General features: G+C 73.9%; 20 protein-coding genes. 3 read left to right on the forward strand and 17 right to left on the reverse strand.

Annotated features, from left to right (window positions below; translation table 11 throughout):
* Positions 1–8: 8 nt before the first annotated feature.
* The 8 genes from GBN72_RS19755 to GBN72_RS35905 form a co-directional block, all read right to left on the reverse strand.
* Positions 9–368, reverse strand: coding sequence for an MmcQ/YjbR family DNA-binding protein (locus GBN72_RS19755; protein ID WP_151773160.1), 360 nt, complete (start codon positions 366–368; stop codon positions 9–11).
* On the reverse strand, positions 368–1,675 hold the full coding sequence (locus tag GBN72_RS19760) for a hemolysin family protein (RefSeq protein WP_151773161.1): 1,308 nt from the start codon (positions 1,673–1,675) through the stop codon (positions 368–370). The genes GBN72_RS19755 and GBN72_RS19760 overlap by 1 nt, the downstream gene beginning before the upstream one ends.
* Entirely contained in the window at positions 1,672–2,169 is a 498-nt protein-coding gene (gene ybeY / locus GBN72_RS19765) for an rRNA maturation RNase YbeY (protein ID WP_151773162.1), read from the reverse strand. The genes GBN72_RS19760 and ybeY overlap by 4 nt, the downstream gene beginning before the upstream one ends.
* A 13-nt stretch (positions 2,170–2,182) precedes the next feature.
* Positions 2,183–3,253 (reverse strand): PhoH family protein, encoded by a 1,071-nt coding sequence (locus GBN72_RS19770; protein ID WP_151773163.1) that lies wholly within the window; start codon positions 3,251–3,253, stop codon positions 2,183–2,185.
* Positions 3,254–3,446: 193 nt separating this feature from the next.
* Positions 3,447–4,520 carry a carbohydrate kinase family protein gene (locus tag GBN72_RS19775; protein WP_246212687.1) on the reverse strand — a complete coding sequence of 358 codons (1,074 nt, stop codon included), beginning with the start codon at positions 4,518–4,520 and terminating at the stop codon, positions 3,447–3,449.
* 200 nt (positions 4,521–4,720) lie between these two features.
* The gene (locus GBN72_RS19780; protein WP_246212689.1) at positions 4,721–5,998 is read right to left on the reverse strand and encodes an MFS transporter; all 1,278 of its coding nucleotides are present in this window, start codon (positions 5,996–5,998) and stop codon (positions 4,721–4,723) included.
* A gap of 23 nt (positions 5,999–6,021) precedes the next feature.
* Positions 6,022–7,332: a family 1 glycosylhydrolase gene (locus GBN72_RS19785; RefSeq protein WP_151773165.1), complete on the reverse strand. Its 1,311-nt coding sequence runs from the start codon at positions 7,330–7,332 to the stop codon at positions 6,022–6,024.
* Between the two features lie 82 nt (positions 7,333–7,414).
* Positions 7,415–7,537: a hypothetical protein gene (locus GBN72_RS35905; RefSeq protein WP_281371848.1), complete on the reverse strand. Its 123-nt coding sequence runs from the start codon at positions 7,535–7,537 to the stop codon at positions 7,415–7,417.
* A gap of 165 nt (positions 7,538–7,702) precedes the next feature.
* On the opposite strand from GBN72_RS35905, the gene era reads away from it, so the two are divergent.
* A complete protein-coding gene (gene era, locus GBN72_RS19795) occupies positions 7,703–8,653 on the forward strand; it encodes a GTPase Era (RefSeq protein WP_164540740.1) in 951 nt (316 codons plus the stop codon).
* Positions 8,654–8,761: 108 nt separating this feature from the next.
* Here era and GBN72_RS19800 read toward each other — a convergent pair whose 3' ends face one another.
* The 7 genes from GBN72_RS19800 to hrcA all read right to left on the reverse strand — a co-directional run bounded on the left by GBN72_RS19800 (position 8,762) and on the right by hrcA (position 17,783).
* Positions 8,762–9,757 carry an adenosine deaminase gene (locus tag GBN72_RS19800; protein ID WP_151773167.1) on the reverse strand — a complete coding sequence of 332 codons (996 nt, stop codon included), beginning with the start codon at positions 9,755–9,757 and terminating at the stop codon, positions 8,762–8,764.
* Between the two features lie 124 nt (positions 9,758–9,881).
* Entirely contained in the window at positions 9,882–10,787 is a 906-nt protein-coding gene (locus tag GBN72_RS19805; protein ID WP_151773168.1) for a ribonuclease Z, read from the reverse strand.
* A 21-nt stretch (positions 10,788–10,808) separates the two neighbouring features.
* Positions 10,809–11,162: a histidine triad nucleotide-binding protein gene (locus tag GBN72_RS19810; protein WP_151773169.1), complete on the reverse strand. Its 354-nt coding sequence runs from the start codon at positions 11,160–11,162 to the stop codon at positions 10,809–10,811.
* Positions 11,163–11,297: 135 nt separating this feature from the next.
* Positions 11,298–14,495 (reverse strand): S41 family peptidase, encoded by a 3,198-nt coding sequence (locus tag GBN72_RS19815; RefSeq protein ID WP_151773170.1) that lies wholly within the window; start codon positions 14,493–14,495, stop codon positions 11,298–11,300.
* 216 nt (positions 14,496–14,711) lie between these two features.
* Entirely contained in the window at positions 14,712–15,461 is a 750-nt protein-coding gene (locus GBN72_RS19820; protein ID WP_151773171.1) for a 16S rRNA (uracil(1498)-N(3))-methyltransferase, read from the reverse strand.
* Between the two features lie 162 nt (positions 15,462–15,623).
* Positions 15,624–16,766: a molecular chaperone DnaJ gene (gene dnaJ, locus GBN72_RS19825; RefSeq protein ID WP_151773172.1), complete on the reverse strand. Its 1,143-nt coding sequence runs from the start codon at positions 16,764–16,766 to the stop codon at positions 15,624–15,626.
* Entirely contained in the window at positions 16,767–17,783 is a 1,017-nt protein-coding gene (gene hrcA, locus GBN72_RS19830; RefSeq protein ID WP_151773173.1) for a heat-inducible transcriptional repressor HrcA, read from the reverse strand.
* Between the two features lie 160 nt (positions 17,784–17,943).
* Between hrcA and GBN72_RS19835 the strand changes: the two genes are divergently transcribed.
* Entirely contained in the window at positions 17,944–18,765 is an 822-nt protein-coding gene (locus GBN72_RS19835; RefSeq protein WP_151773174.1) for an MBL fold metallo-hydrolase, read from the forward strand.
* A gap of 56 nt (positions 18,766–18,821) precedes the next feature.
* On the forward strand, positions 18,822–19,631 hold the full coding sequence (locus tag GBN72_RS19840; RefSeq protein ID WP_151773175.1) for a DUF3097 domain-containing protein: 810 nt from the start codon (positions 18,822–18,824) through the stop codon (positions 19,629–19,631).
* Here GBN72_RS19840 and GBN72_RS19845 read toward each other — a convergent pair.
* Positions 19,597–20,187: a Uma2 family endonuclease gene (locus GBN72_RS19845; protein WP_151773176.1), complete on the reverse strand. Its 591-nt coding sequence runs from the start codon at positions 20,185–20,187 to the stop codon at positions 19,597–19,599. The two genes, GBN72_RS19840 and GBN72_RS19845, sit on opposite strands and share 35 nt — an antisense overlap.
* A 113-nt stretch (positions 20,188–20,300) precedes the next feature.
* The gene (gene hemW, locus GBN72_RS19850) at positions 20,301–21,533 is read right to left on the reverse strand and encodes a radical SAM family heme chaperone HemW (RefSeq protein ID WP_151773177.1); all 1,233 of its coding nucleotides are present in this window, start codon (positions 21,531–21,533) and stop codon (positions 20,301–20,303) included.
* Between the last annotated feature and the right edge of the window lie 317 nt (positions 21,534–21,850).

Consider the following 21,850-nt stretch of genomic DNA (forward strand, 5'->3'; position numbering starts at 1 on the left):
CCGGCGGGTCACGGCCGGTCCAGCCGCAGCCGCTCGGCGCGCGGAAGGCCCGCGACCACCAGGTCGTAGGAGTCCTCGACCAGTTCGCGGAGCATCGTGTCCGGGAGTTCGCCGTCCACGGTCACCGTGTTCCAGTGCCGCTTGTTCATGTGCCACCCGGGCACGATCCGCCCCTCGTGCTCGCGCCGCAGACGGAGCGCGTCGTCCGGGTCGCACTTCAGATTGACCTTCAGGGGACGGGCGTCCAGCGCCGTGAGCGCGAAGAGCTTGCCGCCCACCTTGAACACGGACGTCTCCGGCCCGAACGGGTGGTCCTCCACCGCCCCGTTGAAGGAGAGGCAGAGGGCGCGCAGCTCCTGAGGGGTCATCAGCCCGTCCGTTCCCCGTCCTCGGAGGGCTCCCGCTGCCGGACCGGCTCCACCAGCACCGTGACGATCTTGTTCCGGCGGCCCGCCGCCGACTCGGCGGTCAGCTTCAGCCGGCGGCCGTCGGGGAGTTCCACCTCCGAGGCGGCCCCGGCGATCGGGACCCGCCCCAGCGCCTTGGCGAGCAGGCCGCCCACCGTCTCGACGTCCTCGTCGTCGTACTCCTCGACGCCGTAGAGGGCGCCCAGGTCGCTGATGTCGAGGCGGGCGGTGACCCGGTGGCAGCCGTCGTCCAGCTCCTCCACCGGGGGCAGCTCCCGGTCGTACTCGTCGGTGATCTCGCCGACGATCTCCTCGAGGATGTCCTCGATGGTGACGATGCCGGCCGTGCCGCCGTACTCGTCGATGACCACCGCGACGTGGTTGCGGTCGCGCTGCATCTCCCGCAGCAGGTCGCCCGCGTTCTTGGTGTCCGGCACGAACGCCGCCGGCCGCATCACCGTGGTGACCAGCTCGCTCTCCGCCTCCCGGCTGATGTGCGTGCGGCGGGCCAGGTCCTTGAGGTAGACGACGCCGATGACGTCGTCCTCGCTCTCCCCGGTGACCGGGATCCGGGAGAAGCCGGAGCGCAGGGCCAGGGTGAGGGCCTGCCGGATCGTCTTGAACCGTTCGATGACGACGAGGTCGGTGCGCGGCACCATCACCTCGCGCACCAGGGTGTCGCCCAGCTCGAAGACCGAGTGCACCATGCGGCGCTCGTCGTCCTCGATCAGCGACTCCTTCTCGGCGAGGTCGACCATGGCGCGCAGTTCGGCCTCGGAGGCGAACGGGCCGCGCCGGAAGCCCTTGCCGGGGGTGAGCGCGTTGCCGAGGAGGATCAGCAGGGACGGGACCGGCCCCATGATCCGGGCCAGCGGCAGCAGCACGTACGCGGCGGCCGTGGAGGTGTTCAGCGGGTGCTGCCGGCCGATGGTGCGCGGCGAGACGCCGACGGCCACGTAGGAGACGAGCACCATGACCGCGATGGCGGTCAGCAGCGCCTGCCAGGTCTCGGCGAAGTGGTCGAGGCAGGCGTGGGTGACCAGGGCCGCCGCGGCCATCTCGCAGGCGACGCGGACCAGCAGCGCCACGTTGAGGTAGCGGGTGGGGTCGGCCGCCACCTGGGCCAGCTTGGCGCTGCCCCGGCGGCCGGTGCGTATGGCCTCCTCGGCCCGGAAGCTCGACACCCGCGCGAGGCCGGCCTCCGCGCAGGCGGCCAGCCAGGCGAGGACCAGCAGGGCGACGACGCCCAGGATCAGCTGGACGCTCATGAGACGGTGGGTGCCGGGGACGGGCCGGTGAGGCCCTTCTCCGCCCGCCAGCCGTCGACGATGGCGGCCTGGAGGCCGAACATCTCGGCCTTCTCGTCGGCCTCCTCGTGGTCGTAGCCGAGCAGGTGGAGGACGCCGTGGACGGTGAGCAGCTGGAGCTCCTCGTCCATGGAGTGCCCGGTCGGCGCCTCCTTGCCCTGCTTCTCGGCGACCTCGGGGCAGAGCACGATGTCGCCGAGGAGCCCCTGCGGGGGCTCCTCGTCGTCCTTGGACGGCGGGCGCAGCTCGTCCATCGGGAAGGACATCACGTCGGTGGGACCAGGCAGGTCCATCCACTGGATGTGCAGCTGCTCCATGGCGTCGGCGTCCACCACGATCACCGACAGCTCGGCGAGGGGGTGGATGCGCATCCGCGCGAGGGCGTAGCGGGCGATGTCGAGGACCGACTCCTCGTCGATCCCGGTGCCCGATTCGTTGTTGACGTCGATCGCCATGGTGCCGCTCGGTCTACTTCCCCTTGTGCCCGGACCGGCCGCGGCCGCCCTTGTGGGAGCCGTTCTCGGTGCCGTGCGTGCTGTCGTACTTCTCGTAGGCATCGACGATACGTCCGACGAGCTTGTGCCGGACGACGTCCTGGGACGACAGCCGGGAGAAGTGGACGTCCTCGACGCCGTCCAGGATGTGCTGCACCTGGCGCAGACCCGACTTGGTGCCGTCCGGGAGGTCGACCTGGGTCACGTCACCGGTGATCACGATCTTGGAGTCGAAGCCGAGACGGGTCAGGAACATCTTCATCTGTTCGGGCGAGGTGTTCTGGGCCTCGTCCAGGATGATGAAGGCGTCGTTGAGCGTCCGGCCGCGCATGTAGGCGAGCGGCGCGACCTCGATCGTCCCGGCCGCCATCAGACGGGGGATCGAGTCGGGGTCGAGCATGTCGTGCAGCGCGTCGTACAGCGGGCGCAGGTACGGGTCGATCTTCTCGTAGAGCGTTCCGGGCAGGAAGCCGAGCCGCTCGCCGGCCTCGACCGCCGGGCGGGTCAGAATGATCCGGGTGACCTGCTTGGACTGCAGGGCCTGCACTGCCTTCGCCATCGCGAGGTACGTCTTGCCCGTACCGGCCGGTCCGATGCCGAAGACGACGGTGTGCTTGTCGATGGCGTCGACGTAGCGCTTCTGGTTGAGCGTCTTCGGGCGGATGGTGCGGCCGCGGGAGGACAGGATGTTCTGCGTCAGCACCTGCGCCGGCGTCTCCTGGCCCTGTCCGTTGCCGCTTGTGCCCGCCTTCAGCATGGCGATCGAACGTTCCACCGCGTCCTCCGTCATCGGTTGCCCGGTGCGGAGCACCAGCATCATCTCTGCGAACAGCCGCTGGATGAGGGCCACGTCCGCCGGCTCGCCCACCGCGCTGATCTCGTTGCCCCGGACATGGATGTCGGCCCCGGGGAAGGCCGTCTCGATCACGCGCAGCAGGGAGTCGCCGGACCCCAGCACCGTCACCATCGGGTGCTTCGCGGGGACGGTGATCTGCGCTCGTGCGGGTCCCTCGGCGGGACCTGGGGCATGGGGTGTCTGCGTCATGGGCCGGCTCGTAGGCCTGCACATCCTCCTCGCTGGGGTTCGCCCGCCACAGGGGGCCTTCCGTTCCCCAGGGTACGACGGGTCACGGTCAACACCCCAGGGCTTTTGCCGCCGCCGGGCCGGTGCCCGGCAGGGGTGACGGGCGGTGCGGCGGACGGTTCGTCGGGCACGGCGGGGGCACGGCGCGGGCGGGTCAGCCGGAGCGGCGGAAGCCGATGGTCGGGACGGCGCGGCGGCGCGGCCACGGGGCGGTGTCCCGGCGCAGCGGCTCGGGGACGAGTGCGTCCAGGAACGCGTACCGGCGCAGGCCCACCGGGTCCTGGCCCTCCAGCGACTGCACCGTCCGCCACCAGGCGGCGACCTCGGCCCATCCGGGGGCCGACAGCGAGCCGCCGAAGTCCTGCACGGAGAGCGCGGCGGTCAGTCCGGCGAACGCCAGCCGGTCCGCGAGCGGCCAGCCCGCCAGCGTGCCGGTGACGAACCCGGCCACGAACACGTCGCCCGCCCCGGTCGGGTCCAGCGCCTCCACCGCGATGGCGGGCACCTCCGCCGCCTCGCCGGTCCGCCCGTCCACCCCGTAGGCGCCCTCCGCGCCGAGGGTCACCACCGCCACCGGGACGTGCTCGGTGAGGGCGTGGGCGGCGCGGCGCGGGCAGTCGGTGCGGGTGTAGCGCATCGCCTCGGCGGCGTTGGGGAGGAACGCCTCGCAGTGGGCCAGGTCCGGCAGGGCGGCCAGGTCCCAGGCGCCGGTGTCGTCCCAGCCGACGTCGCCGAAGATCAGCGCCCCCGCCCCGGCGGCGTGCGCCACCCACGGTTCACGGCGGCCGGGCATCAGCGAGGCGACGGCGGCCCGGGAGCGCGGCGGGAGGGCGGGCGCCGGCTGTTCCTCCTCGGGGGGCTCGTGGCCGTGGGACACCATGGTGCGCTCGCCCTCGTAGGCCATGGAGACGGTCACCGGGGAGTGCCAGCCGGGCACCGTGCGGGACGGGGAGAGGTCGATGTGCTCGCCCTGCTCCAGGGCGTCCCAGCAGTACTCGCCGTAGTGGTCGTCGCCGAAGGAGGCGGCGAGCGAGGTGCGCAGGCCGAGGCGGGCCAGGGCGGTGGCCATGTTGGCGACGCCGCCGGGGCTGGAGCCCATGCCGCGGGCCCAGGACTCGGTGCCGCGGACGGGGGCGGTGTCGAGGCCGGTGAAGATGATGTCCAGGAACACGGTCCCGGTCAGGAACACGTCGCAGGGCGGCTCGTCCGGGGCGCGCAGGGCGGCCAGGGGGTCGACCTGGGGACTGCTCCGGAGATCTGCCGGGGCTGCCTGGGTCCGGGCGGGGTCGTCGTGCGACGTGGGCGCTGTCACGGGCGGAGCTTTCTTGCCGGTGGTGCGGTATTCAGCCAGTCTGCCCCAGCCCGTGCCTCGCTACGCGGGCACACGCCCCCCGGCCCGGAAGGGCCCGGCACGGCGGGGCCCGCCCGTCAGGCGACCCCGCGGATCCGGTGGACGAGCAGGGCCCCGGCCAGGGCGAGGAGGCCGGAGACGAGGAAGAGCGAGGTGTAGCCGCCGAGGTGGGTGACCAGGGGCGCGGCCACGGCGGGCGCGAGCACCTGGGGCAGCGAGTTGGCGACGTTGATCACGCCGAGGTCCTTGCCCCGGGCGGCGGCGTCCGGCAGCACCTCCGTCATCAGCGCGAAGTCCACGGAGGTGAAGACGCCGAAGCCGATCCCCAGCAGCGCCGCGGCGACGATCGCGGCGGGCCAGGTCTGCCACCCGGCCAGCATCAGCGTGGCCGCCCCCATCAGCACCCCCGACCACAGGACGTACGGCTTGCGGCGGGCACTCCGGTCGGACCGGACGCCGCTGACGACCACCGTGGCCAGCAGCAGGGCGGCGTTGACCACGGTGAGCACGAAGACGCCCTGCTCCGGGTCGGGGTGCCCGACCCGGTCGCGCAGGAAGTAGAGCAGGTAGAGCAGGACCAGCGCGTTGGACAGGTTGATCAGGAAGCGGGTCAGCCAGGCCCAGCCCAGGTCCGGGTGACGCCGCGGGTCGAACCCCAGACCCGCGAGGAACCGCCGGGCGCTCACGGGGGCCGGCCGGGCGGCGGCGTCCGGCGGCGGCTCGCGGTGCAGCAGGAAGGGGACCACGCCCAGCAGGCTGAGCACGGCGCAGGCGGCGTACCCGGCCCCGATGCCGCCCGCGGCGGCGGCGAGCCCGGTGCCGACGACCACGCCCACGATCTGCACGCCGCCCAGCCAGCCGCCGACCGTGCCCCGCTGGAGCCGCGGCACTCGGTCCGGGACCGCCGCGGTGACGGCGGCGAACGAGGCGTTCAGGGTGAGCTGGACCAGGCACCAGCCGAGCACCATCGTCCACGGCCCGGAGGCCCGGCCGAGCAGCAGCAGGAACACCGCGCCGGTGACCGAGCCCGCCAGGATCCACGGGCGGCGCCTGCCCCACCGGGACGTGGTCCGGTCGGAGAGCGCGCCGAAGACGGGGCTCGCGACCGCCGCCACCACGGCGCCGGCGCCGGTCACCCAGGCCAGCATCGTCTCCTTGGACATGCCGCCGCCGGTGGCGAACAGGGCGGTCTGGGAGGCCAGCAGGATCTGCATGGGGCCGTACCAGCCGACCCAGACGGCCCCGTTGGCCAGCGACAGCGAGGTGGTCCAGCCGCCGCCGACCCGCTCGGCCGGCTCTGCCGGGGGGCCGCCGGACGGGCTGGGCGGACCGGGCGGGTCGGGTGGACCGGGCAGCGGGTCCGCCCCGGGCGCCGTCGTCACGGCTGGGCCCGCAGCACGTCGCGCAGCCAGGCGTACGAGGCCTTGGGGGTGCGGGTGCGCTCCGGGGAGTCGAAGTCGACGTGGACCAGGCCGAAGCGCTGCTCGTAGCCCTCGTTCCACTCGTAGTTGTCCAGCAGCGACCAGACGAACCAGCCGCGCACGTCCACACCCTCCTCGATCGCCCGGTGCAGGGCGCGCAGGTGGGAGTCGAGGAAGGCGATGCGGTCCTGGTCGTCGAGGCCCGGGTAGGAGCAGCCGTTCTCGGTGATCACCACCGGCGGGAGGCGGTCGCCGTAGCGCCCGCGCAGCCCGGTGAGGGTCTCCGTCAGGCCCTCGGGGACCACCGGCCAGCCGAAGTGGGTCTTCGGGCGGCCCTCGATCTCGTGCAGCGAGAAGGGGATCCCGGCCGGCACGTCGAGGGTGCCGTAGGCGCTGTTCTCACCGGTGGGGGCGCCGACCAGGGAGGGCGCGTAGTAGTTGACCCCGTAGAAGTCGAGCCGCTCGGAGACGGTCTCCAGGTCGGCGTCGACGTCGCCCGGCATCAGCTCGGCCAGGCCGTCCGGGTAGCGGCCCAGCAGGAGCGGGTCGGAGAACGTCCGGTTCATCAGCACGTCGTAGAACTCGGCCGCCGCCACGTCCTCCTCGCGTGCGGAGAGCGGCCAGGTGGGGCTGTGCGAGGCGGCGATGCCGACGTCCGTGGCGCCCGCCGCGCGCAGGGCGCGGACCGCGAGGCCGTGGGCGAGAAGCTGGTGGTGGGCGGCGGGCAGCGCGTCGAACATCAGGGTCCGGCCGGGGGCGTGGACGCCGAGGGCGTGGCCGAGGATCGTGTGCTCGGCGGGCTCGTTCAGGGTGATCCAGGTGCTCACCCGGTCGCCGAGCCGGGCGGCCACCCGCTCCACGTGGTCGGCGAACCGGGCGGCGGTGTCCCGCTCCAGCCAGTCCAGGCCGGCCGGGAGCTCCCAGTGGAAGAGGGTCGGTACGGGGCGGACGCCGGCGGCGAGGAGGTCGTCCACCAGACGCTCGTAGTACTCGAGCCCGCCGGGGGAGCCGGCGCGGGGCCAGGAGACGGAGAAGCGGTAGGCGTTCACGCCGAGACCGGCGAGGAGGGCGACGTCCTCGCGGTGGCGGTGGAAGCTGTCGCAGGCCACGGCGGCCGTGGATCCGTCGCGGATCGCGCCGGGGCGCGCCTCGAAGACGTCCCACACGGACTGCCCGCGCAGGTGGGCGGCGCCCTCGATCTGGTGGGCGGAGGTGGACGCGCCCCAGAGGAAGCCGGGCGGGAACGACGGGAGCGGGTCGACTGCCATGGGCGGATCCTCCTCACTCGGCGGCGAGAAGGTCAACACCCTTGCGAGCACCGGGATCCGGCCCCCTCCCGAGGGTCCGCGGTCACTGCCGGGCCGCGGTGTCGGGGTCGATGCCGTGGGCGCGCGCCGGCATCGACGCGGTGACGGACCCCCGGGCGGCGAGGCCGTCGCGGACGCCGTCGCGGTGGGCATCGTGGTGGGGCATCGTGGTGGGCGCCGTGCCGCGGGCCGGCCGCGACGGTCCCGGGCGGGTCGGCCCCGTCCGGAGCGCCTTCCGGCGGGCGGGTGTGTGGGGCGGGTCACTCGGGCGGGAGGCCCACGGGGCGGCCGTCGGTACATGAGGGTCGCCGGATCGGAGAGAATGGGCCCCATGAGCGTTCGTACACAGTCACCGCAGCCGTCCGAGGACCTCCACCGGGCCGGCTTCGCCTGCTTCGTGGGCCGCCCCAACGCGGGCAAGTCCACCCTCACGAACGCTCTGGTGGGCCAGAAGGTGGCGATCACCTCCAACCGCCCGCAGACCACCCGGCACACCGTGCGCGGCATCGTGCACCGCCCGGACGCCCAGCTGATCCTGGTGGACACCCCCGGCCTGCACAAGCCGCGCACGCTGCTCGGCGAGCGGCTCAACGACGTGGTGCGCACCACCTGGGCCGAGGTCGACGTGATCGGCTTCTGCCTGCCCGCCGACCAGAAGATCGGCCCGGGCGACCGGTTCATCGCCAAGGAACTGGCGGCCATCAAGAAGGCCCCGAAGGTGGCGATCGTCACCAAGACCGACCTGGTGGACTCCAAGCAGCTCGCCGAGCAGCTGATCGCGGTGGACCAGCTCGGCAAGGAGCTGGGCTTCGCCTGGGCGGAGATCGTCCCGGTCTCGGCGACCGCCGGGAAGCAGGTGGACCTCCTCGCCGACCTGCTGATCCCCCTCCTGCCCGAGGGTCCCGCGCTCTACCCGGAGGGCGACCTCACCGACGAGCCGGAGCAGGTGATGATCGCGGAGCTGATCCGCGAGGCCGCTCTGGAGGGCGTGCGCGACGAACTGCCGCACTCCATCGCCGTCGTCGTGGAGGAGATGCTGCCGCGCGAGGACCGGCCGGCCGACAAGCCGCTGCTGGACATCCACGCCAACCTGTACATCGAGCGCACCAGCCAGAAGGGCATCGTCATCGGCCCCAAGGGCAAGCGCCTGAAGGACGTCGGGATCAAGTCCCGCAAGCAGATCGAGGCGCTGCTGGGCACCCCGGTCTTCCTGGACCTGCACGTGAAGGTCGCCAAGGACTGGCAGCGCGACCCCAAGCAGCTGCGCAAGCTCGGCTTCTGAGCCGGCGGGCGCGCACGCCACGGCCCCGGTACCGCGTGCGGTACCGGGGCCGTGGCGTGTCGCGGGGGCGTGGCCGCGTCGCGGGGCCGTGGCGTGTCGCGGGTCCGCTCAGCGGGGGAACTCGTACGCCTCGACCTCGGCGAGGTAGCGGGCGCGCCGTTCCTCGTCGTCCTCCAGGAAGGAGGCGAGGAAGGAGTTGCGGGCGAGTTCGCGCAGCCGGTCCTCGCCGAGCCCGAGGTGGTCACGGACGGCGTCGAAGTTGTCGTCGGCGTAGCCGCCGAAGTAGGCCGGGTCGTCGGAGTTGACCGTGCACATCAGCCCGGCGTCCAGCATCGCCGGCAGCGGGTGCTCCTCCAGCGCCTCGACGGCCCGCAGCCGCACGTTGGAGAGCGGGCACAGGGTCAGCGGGATCCGCTCCCGGACCAGCCGTTCCACCAGTGCCGCATCCTCCATGCACCGCAGGCCGTGGTCCACCCGCTCGACGCCCAGCACGTCCAGCGCCTCGGTGATGTAGGCGGCGGGGCCCTCCTCACCGGCGTGGGCGACGCGGCGCAGGCCGAGGGCGGCGGCGGCCTCGTAGACCTCGCGGAACTTCACCGGCGGGTGGCCCACCTCGGCGGAGTCCAGGCCGATGCCGGTGATCCGGTCCAGGTACGGCCGGGCGAGCTCCAGGGTCTCCATCGCCGACGCGGCGGACTCGTCGCGCAGGAAGCACATGATCAGCCGGGTGGAGACGCCGTGGGTCTCCTCGCTCCTGGACAGCGCGCGCCACAGGCCGTCCACCACGGCACCCATGCCCACGCCCCGGGAGAGGTGGGCCTGCGGGTCGAAGAAGATCTCCGCGTGCCGCACGCCCTGGGCGGCGGCGCGGCGCAGGTAGGCGTCGGCGAGGTCCTCGAAGTCCCGCTCGGTGCGCAGCACCGCCATGCAGGCGTAGTACAGGTCGAGGAAGGACTGCAGGTCGTCGAAGGCCTGGGCGGCGCGCAGGTCGTCCACCGACGCGTACGGCAGGGTCACGCCGTTGCGCTCGGCGAGCGCGAAGGCGAGCTCCGGCTCCAGGGTCCCTTCGATGTGAAGGTGAAGTTCGGCTTTGGGGATGGACATCCGTGAATGATACGGGCAAGGGCATGCGATCGCCTTGCTCGTGGGGCTGCCGGGGCGGCACCCGCCGCCGGGCCGCCGGTCGGTCCGCCAGTCGGACCGCCAGTCGGACCGCCGGCCGGACCGCTCACACCCGCTTGGGGACCGGAATCCGCTGGAGGTCGCGGGCCACCGTCAGTTCACCCTCGAAGCCGGCCGCGCGGGCCTGGCGTTCGAACTCCTCTGGGTCGGAGTAGCGCTGGCTGAAGTGGGTGAGCACCAGGTGGCGCACGCCCGCGTCACGGGCGACGCGGGCCGCCTGGCCGGCCGTGAGGTGGCCGTGGTCCTCGGCGAGGGCGACGTCCTCGTCGAGGAAGGTGGACTCGATGGTCAGCAGGTCGCAGCCCTCGGCGAGGCGGTGGACGCCGTCGCAGAGGCGGGTGTCCATGACGAACGCGAACCGCTGCCCGCGCCGCACCTCGCTGACCTGGTCCAGGGTGACGCCGTTCAGCTCGCCCTCGCGCTGGAGGCGGCCGACGTCGGGGCCCCCGATGCCGTGGGCGGCGAGCCGCTCGGGGAGCATCCGGCGGCCGTCGGGCTCCACCAGCCGGTAGCCGTAGGACTCGACGGGGTGGGAGAGCCGGTGGGCCTCCAGCGTGTACCCGGCGGTCTCGGCGACGGGCCCGTCGGCGTCGACCGGCGCCTCGGTCAGCTCGACCGTCTCGCGGTAGGCGGTGGCGTACCGCAGCCGGTCGAAGAAGCGCTGCCCTGAGCGCGGGTAGTGGGCGGTGACCGGGTGCGGGACCTGGTCGAGGTTGATCCGCTGGATGACTCCGGCCAGCCCGAGGGAGTGGTCGCCGTGGAAGTGGGTGACGCAGAGCCGGTTCAGGTCGTGCGCGGCGACCCCGGCGCGCAGCATCTGCCGCTGGGTTCCCTCGCCGGGGTCGAACAGGATGCCCTCGCCGTCCCACCGCAGCAGGTAGCCGTTGTGGTTGCGGTGCCGGGTCGGGACCTGGCTGGCGGTACCGAGGACCACCAGTTCACGCACGGACACGCTCGCCGTCCCCTGGCCGGGTCAGCCGGGGGGCCACTGGAGGCCGCGTCCGCCGAGCACGTGGGCGTGCGCGTGGAACACGGTCTGGCCCGCGCCGGAGCCGGTGTTGAAGACGAGGCGGTAGCTGTCCAGGTGCTCCTCCTCGGCGACGGCCCGGCTCTCGCGCAGCACGTCGGCGGCGAGCTCCGGGGCCTCGGCGGCGAGGGTGGCGGCGTCGGCGTGGTGCGCCTTGGGGATGACGAGGACGTGCGTGGGCGCCTGCGGGTTTATGTCCCGGAAGGCCACCGTGGTGTCGGTCTCGCGGACGACGGTGGCGGGGATCTGTCCCGCGACGATCTTGCAGAACAGGCAGTCGTCCTGCGGCTCCCCTGCCATGGGCCCTCCTCGTTGGTGCCGTACGTGGCGCCGTGATCGCTCACGCGCTGTCATCGTAGCGTCCCGGACCGACGGCGCCGTGGGGGGCGGGCGCGGCCCCGCGCGGGGCCGGGGCCACGCCGCTCCCCCGTGTCGTCACAGCGACGGCGGCGTCTTCGCCGGGGTGCGGGCCAGCGACTCCAGCGCGATCCGGACCGCCTCGTCGAGCTGCGGGTCGCGTCCGGCGGCGTGGTCCTGCGGCGCGCACACCACCTCGACGTCCGGGTCCACGCCGTAATTCTCGACACCCCAGCCGGGCCCGTCGAACCAGAACGCGTACTTGGGCTGCGTCACCCGCGTCCCGTCGACCAGCTGGTACCGGTTGTCGATGCCGACGACCCCGCCCCAGGTCCGGGTGCCGACCACGGGCCCGATCCCCAGCGCCTTGATCGCCGCGTTGACGATGTCGCCGTCCGATCCGGAGAACTCGTTCGCCACCGCGACCACGGGTCCCCGGGGCGCGTCCTGCGGGTAGCTGATCGGCCGGATGCCGCGCCCGACGTCCCAGCCGACGATCCGCCGCGCCAGCTTCTCGACGATCAGCTGGGAGGTGTGCCCGCCCCGGTTCTCCCGGACGTCGACGACCAGTCCCTCCCGGGCGACCTCGACGACCAGGTCACGGTGGAGCTGCGCCCAGCCGGCGCCCATCATGTCGGGGACGTGCAGGTAGCCGAGGCGGCCGCCGCTCAGCTCGTGGACGTGGGCGCGCCGGCCGGCGACCCAGTCGTGGTAGCGCAGCGCCTCCTCGTCGTCGGTCGGCACGACCACGGTGTGCCGCGGCTCGCCGCCGTCCGCCGGGGCGACGGTGAGTTCGACCGGCTTGCCCGCGGTGCCGACCAGCAGCGGCCAGGGCCCCCGCACCGGGTCGACGGGCCGCCCGCCGACGGCGGTGACCGCGTCGCCGGGCCGGACCGCGACGCCGGGCGCGGCCAGCGGGGAGCGCGCCCTGGGGTCGGAGGTCTCCGAGGGCAGGACGCGGTCGACGCGCCAGGCGCCGTCCTCGTGCCGCGAGACGTCCGCGCCGAGCAGCCCCTGCCGCTCGTCGCCGCCGTGGCCGGCGGGGGTGACGTAGGCGTGCGAGGTGCCGAGTTCGCCCTGCACCTCCCACAGCAGGTCGACCAGGTCGTCGTGGGTGGCGAGGCGGCCGAGGACGGGGCGGTAGCGGTCGAGGACGGCCTGCCAGTCGACGCCGCCGAGGTCGGCGCGCCAGAAGTTGTCCCGCATCAGGCGGCCGGCCTCGTCGAACATCTGCCGCCACTCGGCGGCGGGGTCGACCAGCTGGTGGATCCTGCCGAGGTCCACGGCGACCTCGTCGTCGCCGGAGGCCCGCCGGTCACCGGGGACCACCTTCAGCCGTCCGCCGCTCCACAGCGCCAGCCGCTTGCCGTCGCCGCTGACCGCGTAGGAGTCGACGTCGTCGCCGAGGGTCTCCAGCCGCAGCTGGGCCAGGTCGTAGCGCTCCAGCTCGCTCTTGGGCCCGGACTCGTCCGGGGTGGCGCGCGAGGCGCCGAGCACGCCCTCGACGGGGTGGCGCAGCCAGAGCACGCCGTCCTTGGCGGTGCGCAGCGCGCCGTAGCGGGCGGCCTCCACCGGGAAGGGCACGATCCGGTCGGCGAGGCCCTCCGGGTCGATCCGGGTGGCCGGGGTGCCCTCGCTCTCCGGCGTCTCGTCCTTGTCGGGGGCGTCCACCGGACGCCCGTGCCGCTGGGGCCCGAAGGGCGACGGCGTGACGGCGGCCAGGGTCATCAGGTAGGGGCGGTTGGTGCCGACGAAGGCCATGTCGAAGGCGTGCTCGTCGTAGACCGGGTCGAAGGCGCGCGCCGACAGGAAGGCGAGGTGCTTGCCGTCCGGGGTGAAGGCGGGCGAGAAGTCCTTGAACCGCAGCGGGGTCGCCTCGACCACCGAGAGGTCGGCGGTGTGGGCGAGCTTGAGCTGGGCCAGGTCGCCGACGCCCGGGTGGGACCAGGCCAGCCAGGCGGAGTCGGGCGAGAAGACCAGCCCGGAGCAGTGGCCGTTCTCGCTGCGGTCGACCTCGCGGACCTCGCCGCCGTCCCGCTCGACCAGCAGCACCCGCCCGTCGTGGGAGGCGACGGCGAACCGCCCGCCGTCCGGCGCCACGGTGAGGCCGAGCGCCCGGCCGAGCCGGCCGGCGGCGATCCTGCGCGGGCCGCCGCCCGGGGCGGGGCCGGTGGCGGGCGCGAACTCCAGGGCGTCCTCGCCCTCGGCGTCGGTGACCCAGACCGCCCACTCCTCGCCGTCCACCCGGAAGGCGCGGGCCAGCCGGTTGCGCACGCCCGGCTCGGCGGCCAGGGCGCGGGCCGGGCCGGAGCGGTGGGTGATCCAGTGGACGGCGCCGCGCACGGTCACGGCGCTGCCGCGGGCGCTGTGGTCGGGCGAGAACCCGGAGAGCCAGCGCGAGGGGGTGACCGGGTAGGGCTGGAGGTCGGTGCGCTGGCCGCCGAGCCGGATCTCCGGGCGGCGCGGCTCGGCGCCGTCCAGGTCGTCCAGCAGCAGGAGTTCACCGGCCGAGACGTACACGACGCGGGTGCCGTCGGTGGCGGCGTGCCGCGCGTAGAAGACGTCGTCGCCGACCGGGGTGTGGCGGCGCAGGTCCGAGCCGTCGGCGAGGGAGGAGTAGAGGGCGCCGGTGCCCTCGTGGTCGGAGAGGAACGCCACGCGCTCCCCCACCCACAGCGGGCACTCGATGTTCCCGTCGAGGTCCTCGTGGAGGCGGGCGAACTCGCCGGGGGTCTCCTCGGACCCGATCCACAGCTTGCCCGCGGTGCCGCCCCGGTACCGCTTCCACCAGGCGGCCTCGCGGCCCATCGGGGCGGAGAGCAGCACGGTGCGCGGGCCGAACGCCACGTCGCCGACCGGGCCGAAGGGCAAGGTCTCGGCGGGCCCGCCGTCGAGCGGCACGGCGCGGGCCCAGGAGCGCCGCAGGGTGGCCTGGCCGTGGGCGGAGGTCACCAGGACCCGTCCGTCGGGGGTCCAGCCGCGGACCTTGGTGGTGGGCGCGCCCCAGTGGGTCAGGCGCCGGGAGGGGCCGCCGTCCACGGGAGCCACGTGCGCCTCGGGGGCGCCGTCCCGGGTCGAGGTCCAGGCGACGTGGGTGCCGTCCGGGGAGATCCGCGGGTGGTCGACCGGCGTGTTGTCGGCGCTGACCCGCCAGGCTCGACCGCCGTCGAGCGGGGCGACCCAGACGTCGTCCTCGGCGGTGAAGGCGATCAGGTCGCCGTGCAGGTGCGGGAAGCGGAGGTATGCGGGAGCGAGCGTCGAGGCAGACTCTGTCACCCGGTCAGACTAAGCAGCCCGGGCCCTCCCCCAACAGGGTTTTCGCCCGACCCGGCGTCCCGTGCGATCACTTCGCGCCGCCGGGTCCGGCCTCACCCGGCCTGGCCGGCCTTCCGGCGGTCGGGCGGGCGGGCCGGCCGGCTGTGGGCGGCGCCGGCGGGCGGTGGCCGGCGGGCGGTGGCCTGTGCGGGCGGACGGGCCGGTGGGCGGCGTAGGTCAGGACCAGCGGCCCGTGCGGCCCAGCAGCAGCGCGGTGGCGGCGGTGCCCGCCGTGGACGTCCGCAGCACGCTGCGCCCCAGCCGGTACGCCTTGGCCCCGGCCGCCGCGAACTGCTCCAGCTCCTGCGGCGAGACCCCGCCCTCCGGCCCGACGACCAGCACGATCTCCCCCCGCGCGGGCAGTTCGGCGGTGGCCAGCGCCTCGCTGGGGTGGTCCCGGTCCTCGTGCAGCACGACGGCGAGGTCCGCGCGCGCCAGCAGCTCGGCGACCTGCTTGCCGCTCGCGAGCTCGGCGACCTCGGGGAAACGCGTACGGCGGGACTGCTTGCCCGCCTCCCGCGCGGTCGCCCGCCACTTGCCCAGCGCCTTCTGCCCGCGCTCGCCCCTCCACTGGGTGATGCACCGCGCCGCGGACCAGGGCACGATCGCGTCCACCCCGGTCTCGGTCATGGTCTCCACGGCCACTTCCCCCCGGTCGCCCTTGGGGAGCGCCTGCACCACGGTGATCCGGGGGCTCGGCACGGGCTCCTCGCGCACCGCCGTGAGCCCGCCGACGACCAGCCGGTCCTTGCCCTCGGCGGCCTCGACCACGCCCTCGCTCCAGCGCCCCCGGCCGTCCGTGAGCACCACCGCCTCGCCCGGCTGGAGCCGCTTCACCGACACGGCGTGCCGGCCCTCGGGGCCCTCCAGGAGGAACGTGGGCGCGTCGAGGACGAGTTCGTCGACGACGAAGACGGGGGCGGTCACTGCGCCTCCAGGTGCGGTGGAACGGGCGGTGTGCGGCGGAACGGGGTTGCGACGGGACGCGCGGCGACGGGACGCGCGCGGTGTTACGGGGACGCGGCGCGACGGGGACGCGCGGGAGCCGCCGCGGACCGGGACGCGTCCACGGCGGCTCCCCCAGGCGTCTCAGCGCCCGTTGAAGGCGTCCTTCAGCCGCGAGAACAGGCCCTGCTGACCCGGCTGGAACTGCCCCGTGGGCCGCTCCTCGCCGCGCAGCTTGGCCAGCTCGCGCAGCACCCGCTCCTGCTCCGGGTCGAGCTTGGTCGGCGTCATCACCTCGACGTGGACGATGAGGTCGCCCCGCCCGCCGCCGCGCAGGTGGGTGACACCGCGGCCGTGCAGCGGGATCGACTGCCCGGACTGGGTGCCCGGCCGGATGTCGACCTCCTCGTGCCCGTCGAGCGTCTCCAGCGGCACCTTGGTGCCGAGCGCCGCCGCGGTCATCGGGATCGTCACCGTGCAGTGCAGGTCGTCCCCGCGCCGCTGGAACGTCTCGTGCGGAAGCTCGTGGATCTCGACGTAGAGGTCGCCGGCGGGTCCGCCGCCGGGGCCTACCTCGCCCTCGCCGGCCAGCTGGATGCGGGTGCCGTTGTCGACACCGGCCGGGATCTTCACGGTCAGCGTCCGGCGCGAGCGGACCCGCCCGTCGCCCGCGCACTCGGGGCACGGGTTGGGCACGACCGTGCCGAAGCCCTGGCACTGGGGGCAGGGCCGGGAGGTCATGACCTGGCCGAGGAAGGACCGCGTCACCTGGGACACCTCGCCGCGGCCGCGGCACATGTCACAGGTCTGCGCGGAGGTTCCGGGGGCCGCGCCCTCGCCGTGACAGGTCTTGCAGACCACGGCGGTGTCGACCTGGAGTTCCTTGGTGGTCCCGAAGGCCGCCTCGTTGAGCTCGACGTCCAGCCGGATCATGGCGTCCTGGCCGCGGCGGGTCCGCGAGCGCGGTCCGCGCTGCGAGGCCGTGCCGAAGAAGGCGTCCATGATGTCGGAGAAGTTGCCGAAGCCGCCGGCCCCGAAGCCGCCCGCACCCGCGCCGGCGCCGCCGGCCTGGGAGAGCGGGTCGCCGCCGAGGTCGTAGACCTGCTTCTTCTGCGGGTCCGAGAGCACCTCGTAGGCGGCGTTGATCTCCTTGAACCGCTCCTGCGTCTTCGGATCGGGATTGACGTCCGGGTGCAGCTCGCGCGCGAGCCTCCGGAACGCCTTCTTGATCTCGTCCTGGGACGCGTCGCGGCGCACGCCGAGTACGGCGTAGTAGTCCGTGGCCACTTACGACTCCGCCAGGATCTGTCCGACGTACCGTGCCACTGCGCGTACTGCTCCCATCGTTCCCGGGTAATCCATGCGGGTCGGTCCGACCACGCCGAGCTTGGCGACTGCCTCGCCGCCCGAACCGTAGCCCACCGACACGACGGACGTGGAGTTGAGCCCCTCGTACTCGTTCTCGTGACCGATACGTACGGTCATGGCCGAATCCTGCGCCTCCCCGAGGAGCTTGAGGAGCACGACCTGCTCCTCGAGCGCCTCCAGGACGGGCTGGATGGTGAGGGGGAAATCATGTGTGAAGCGGGTCAGGTTGGCGGTGCCGCCGATCATCAGCCGCTCCTCGGTCCGCTCGACCAGCGTCTCCAGCAGGGTGGAGAGCACCGAGGCGACCGTGCCGCGGTCCTCCGCCTCGAAGGCCTCCGGCAGGTCCTGCACCAGCAGCGGCACGTCGGTGAACCGGCGTCCGGTGACCCGGCTGTTGAGCCGGGCCCGCAGGTCGGCGAGGGTGTTCTCGCCGATCGGGGCGGGGCAGTCGACCATGCGCTGCTCGACCCGGCCGGTGTCGGTGATCAGCACCAGCATCACCCGGGCCGGCGCCAGCGCCAGTAGCTCCACGTGCCGCACCGCCGAACGCGTGAGCGACGGATATTGGACGACGGCGACCTGCCGGGTCAGCTGCGCCAGCAGGCGCACCGTGCGGGCCACCACGTCGTCGAGGTCGACGGCGCCGTCCAGGAAGTTCTGGATGGCCCGCCGCTCGGGCTGGGTCATCGGCTTGACGTCGGCCAGCCGGTCGACGAAGAGCCGGTACCCCTTGTCGGTGGGGATCCGCCCCGCGCTGGTGTGCGGCTGGGCGATGTAGCCCTCCTCCTCCAGCGCGGACATGTCGTTGCGCACCGTCGCGGGGGACACGCCGAGGTTGTGCCGCTCGGTGAGGGCCTTGGAGCCCACCGGCTCCTCGGTCCCGACGTAGTCCTGGACGATGGCGCGCAACACCTGCAGCCTGCGTTCACTCAGCATCGCGCACACCTCCGGATGTCGGCTCGGCCTCACCGCTTCTGCCCCTTGCGTCGACTGGCACTCGACCTGGGCGAGTGCCAGTCATTCGCAAGCCAGTGTACGGCCGGGGGGTACGGCGCGGGCAAGGGCGGTCGCCGCGCGGTCCCGATAGCGTCGCCCCATGAGCGTGACGTGGGAAGCCCCCGGCGGATGGGAAAACCTCGGCTGGGAGCCGCTGGCCCCCGGCGTGGGGCGGCTGCGGCTGCCGGTGTGGGACTGCACGGTGGGTCTGGTGGCGGGGCCCGAGGGGGCACTGCTGGTGGACGCGGGGTCGAGTGTGGCCGAAGGCACACGGATCCGCCAGGAGGCCGAGGAGCTGCTGAACGCCGGGGCGCCGTCGGCGGGAGCGGCGGGAGGGACCGGAACGGCGGGAGCGGCGGGAGGGACCGGAGCCGAGAGGCGTGTCACACATGTGGCGCTCACCCATCCCCACTTCGACCATGTGCTGGGCGCCTGTGTGTTCGCCGGCGCGGAGACGTTCGCGGCGGTGGGCTCCGGCGCGCTGCTCACCTCCGGCGAGGGACGGGACGCGCTGCGGGCCGACGCGGTGGCCGAGGGGCTGGCCGCGGACGTGGCGGAGAGCGCGGTGGAGCTGCTGACCGCGCCCCGGCACGAGGTGCACGACGACCACGTGGTGGACCTCGGTGGCGGCGTCCGGCCGGTGCTGGCCAACGTGGGGCCGGGCCACACCGCGCACGACCTGGCGGTGCTGGTGCCGGGGCCGCGTCCGGTGGTGTTCTGCGGCGACCTGGTGGAGGAGTCCGGCGAACCGCAGGCCGGGCCGGACGCGGTCGCCTCCCGCTGGACCGCCGCGCTCACCCGGCTGCTGGAGCTGGGCGGCGAGGACGCGCTCTACGTGCCGGGGCACGGGGCGGTGGTGGACGCCGCCTTCGTGCGGCGGCAGCGCGAGGAGCTGTCACGGAGGTTCGGCACCGCCTGGTGAGCCGGCGAAGGCGTGTCGTGTAGGCACGCCGTGCGGTTTTCCCTATCGTCGGTCGAATGCGCCCGTACTCGCCCGATCTCACGCCACCGTGGAAGAAGCCGAAGCCGGTGCCCGAGGTCCCGGCGGAGCCCGGCCTGGTCGTGGAGGACCCCGCCACCGGGTTCTGCGGCGCCGTCATGGGCTGCGAGGCCGGCACGGTCACCCTGGAGGACCGGCACGGCAGGCACCGCGTCTTCCCGCTGGCGCCGGCCGCCTTCCTGCTGGAGGGCCGCCCGGTGACCCTGGTCCGCGCCGGCGCGGCCCCGAGGCGTCCCTCACGCACCGCCTCCGGCTCCGTCGCCGTCCCCGGCGCGCGGGCCCGGGTCGCCCGCGCGGGGCGGATCTACGTGGAGGGCCGGCACGACGCCGAGCTGGTCGAGAAGGTCTGGGGCGACGACCTGCGGATCGAGGGCGTGGTCGTGGAGTACCTGGAGGGCGTGGACGACCTGCCCGGGGTGGTGGAGGAGTTCGCCCCGGGCCCCGACGCGCGCCTGGGCGTCCTGGTCGACCACCTGGTGCCCGGCTCCAAGGAGTGGCGCATCGCCGAGGCGGTCACCAGCGAGCACGCGCTGGTCGTCGGCCACCCCTACGTCGACGTCTGGCAGGCGGTGAAGCCCTCCGCCCTCGGCATCGACGCCTGGCCCGTGATCCCCCGCGGCCAGAACTGGAAGACCGGCGTCTGCCGCGCCCTCGGCTGGCCCGGCAACACCGGCGCCGCCTGGCGCCACGTCCTCTCCCGCGTCCGCGACTGGAAGGACCTGGAGCCGGAGCTCCTGCGGTGCGTGGAGGAACTCATCGATTTCGTGACGGCCACGAGTGAGGCCTGACGCCCTGGTACGCCCCGAAGGAGCCGGTGTCGAGCTCGATCCCCAGGGGCCCCACCGGCAGCGGGTCGCCGAACTTGGTCATCCGCTGGACCTGGTAGTCGGCGTCCTCACCCCGCCCGACGGGCTCGGTGTACAGCACGCAGTGCGCCATGACCGGGTCGATGATCAGGTACGCCGGAACGCCGCCCGCCGCGTAGATCAGGCGTTTGACGCCGTAATCGCGGTCGACACTCGTCCTGGACACCACCTCGACGACCAGGGTGATCAGCCGGGACGGCAGCAGCCGGCCTGACTCCGGTCCTCGGCCCGCCTCGAGCACCACCAGGTCGGGCACCGGCTCACTGGCCTCACCGGTGACGGTGACGTCCTGGGTCTGCAAGCGTTCCCAGCGGGTGCGCGGGATCTGGTCCTGCACCTCCGTGACGATCCGGTTGTGCACCAGATCGGGGCCGGCCATCATCACGATGTCCCCCCGCAGAAGCTCCGCCTTGGCGCCTTCCGGCGGTTCGAAGTCCGCGAAGAAGTCGGCCATCCCTCGCTCGTCCACAGCGGTCATCTCCGTGAGCCTCCCGATCCGCCGCGTCGTGCACTGTCGGCGGCAGCCTACGAACAGCCTAGGGACCGCGGGACGGAACCGCACGGAGTCACTCGCACGAGTGGTGGAGCCGCTCAGTCCACCAGGTCCCGCACCACGGCGTCGGCCAGCAGCCGGCCGCGCAGGGTCAGCGCGGCGCGGCCCGCGGCGAAGGGGCCGGGGTCCAGCAGGCCGTCGGCGAGTGCCCGGTCCGCCGCGGCGCGGCCGGCCGGGCGCAGGAGGTCCAGGGGGACCCCGTCCACCAGCCGCAGTTCCAGCAGGATCCGCTCGACGCGCCGGTCCTCGGCGGACAGCAGCTCGCGCCCGGCGCCCGGGGAGCGCCCCTCGGCGAGGGCGGCCCCGTAGGCGCCGGGATGCTTCACGTTCCACCACCGCACGCCACCGACGTGGCTGTGCGCCCCCGGTCCGGCGCCCCACCAGTCGGCGCCCCGCCAGTACAGCTCGTTGTGCAGGCAGCGGGCGGCCTCGGAGGTCGCCCAGTTGGAGACCTCGTACCAGTCGAACCCGGCCGCCGACAGCGTCTCCTCGGCGATCAGGTACCGGTCGGCGTGGACGTCGTCGTCGGTCATCGGGACCTCGCCGCGGCGGATCCGCCGGGCCAGGCCGGTGCCCTCCTCGACGATCAGCGCGTACGCCGACACGTGGTCCGGTCCGGCGCCGAGCGCGGCGTCCAGGGAGGCCCGCCAGTCGTCGTCGGACTCCCCGGGGGTGCCGTAGATCAGGTCCAGGTTGACGTGGTCGAAGCCGGCCGCGCGGGCCTCCGCGACGCACTCCTCGGGGCGGCCGGGGGTGTGGGTGCGGTCCAGGACCTGGAGCACGTGGCGCCGGGCGGACTGCATGCCGAAGGAGATCCGGTTGTAGCCGCCCTCGCGCAGCTCGGCCAGGTAGGCGGGGTCAACGGACTCCGGGTTGGCCTCGGTGGTGACCTCCGCGTCCTCGGCCAGGCCGAACTCCTGGCGGACGGCGTCCAGCATCCGCACCAGGTCACCGGCGGCGAGCAGCGTGGGGGTGCCGCCGCCGACGAAGACGGTGCGCACGGGGCGGGGGTCGTCGCCGAGCACCTTGCGGGCCAGGCGGACCTCCTCGGTGAGGGTGTCCGCGTAGTTGTCGCGGGAGGCGAGCACGCCGCCGCTGCCGCGCAGCTCGGTGGCGGTGTAGGTGTTGAAGTCGCAGTACCCGCAGCGGGTCGCGCAGTACGGGACGTGCAGGTAGAACCCGAGGGGGCGCTCGTGGGCGCCCGCCAGGGCGGAGGCCGGCAGCGTGCCGTCGGCGGGGACGGGTTCGCCGTCGGGGAGAGCGGAAGGCATGGGGTCCATTGTCCCCCACCGCCGGCGAAGCCCGGGAGGGCCGGAGGCCGGGGCGCCCCGGGCGCCGGGACGGCCGGGCGCCGGGACGGCCGGGCGCCGGGGTGGCCGGGCAGCGGCGACCGGCGGCCGGGAAGACCGAACGCCCCGGCCTCCGGACCGCCTGGGGAAGGCGGCGCGGGGGCCGGGGCGCTGAAAAGGTGTGCTGGGTCCGTACCCGCGTGGCGAACGCAGGCCGCGTACGAACCCTTGATGCCGGTCGGGAGCGGATGAGAGAGGGCCCGCTCTGGGTCCTTCCAGCGATTGTTCAGTCGTTCAGA

Source organism: Streptomyces abyssomicinicus (genome assembly GCF_008974245.1).
GTDB lineage: Bacteria > Actinomycetota > Actinomycetes > Streptomycetales > Streptomycetaceae > Streptomyces > Streptomyces abyssomicinicus.

Bases quoted from the DNA above. Each gene is read 5' to 3' on its own strand.
- GBN72_RS19755 (WP_151773160.1), bottom strand. From the start codon at position 368: ATGACCCCTCAGGAGCTGCGCGCCCTCTGCCTCTCCTTCAACGGGGCG.
- GBN72_RS19760 (WP_151773161.1), bottom strand. From the start codon at position 1,675: ATGAGCGTCCAGCTGATCCTGGGCGTCGTCGCCCTGCTGGTCCTCGCC.
- ybeY (WP_151773162.1), bottom strand. From the start codon at position 2,169: ATGGCGATCGACGTCAACAACGAATCGGGCACCGGGATCGACGAGGAG.
- GBN72_RS19770 (WP_151773163.1), bottom strand. From the start codon at position 3,253: ATGACGCAGACACCCCATGCCCCAGGTCCCGCCGAGGGACCCGCACGA.
- GBN72_RS19785 (WP_151773165.1), bottom strand. From the start codon at position 7,332: ATGGCAGTCGACCCGCTCCCGTCGTTCCCGCCCGGCTTCCTCTGGGGC.
- GBN72_RS35905 (WP_281371848.1), bottom strand. From the start codon at position 7,537: ATGCCCCACCACGATGCCCACCGCGACGGCGTCCGCGACGGCCTCGCC.
- era (WP_164540740.1), top strand. From the start codon at position 7,703: ATGAGCGTTCGTACACAGTCACCGCAGCCGTCCGAGGACCTCCACCGG.
- GBN72_RS19800 (WP_151773167.1), bottom strand. From the start codon at position 9,757: ATGTCCATCCCCAAAGCCGAACTTCACCTTCACATCGAAGGGACCCTG.
- GBN72_RS19810 (WP_151773169.1), bottom strand. From the start codon at position 11,162: ATGGCAGGGGAGCCGCAGGACGACTGCCTGTTCTGCAAGATCGTCGCG.
- hrcA (WP_151773173.1), bottom strand. From the start codon at position 17,783: ATGCTGAGTGAACGCAGGCTGCAGGTGTTGCGCGCCATCGTCCAGGAC.
- GBN72_RS19835 (WP_151773174.1), top strand. From the start codon at position 17,944: ATGAGCGTGACGTGGGAAGCCCCCGGCGGATGGGAAAACCTCGGCTGG.
- GBN72_RS19840 (WP_151773175.1), top strand. From the start codon at position 18,822: ATGCGCCCGTACTCGCCCGATCTCACGCCACCGTGGAAGAAGCCGAAG.
- GBN72_RS19845 (WP_151773176.1), bottom strand. From the start codon at position 20,187: ATGACCGCTGTGGACGAGCGAGGGATGGCCGACTTCTTCGCGGACTTC.
- hemW (WP_151773177.1), bottom strand. From the start codon at position 21,533: ATGCCTTCCGCTCTCCCCGACGGCGAACCCGTCCCCGCCGACGGCACG.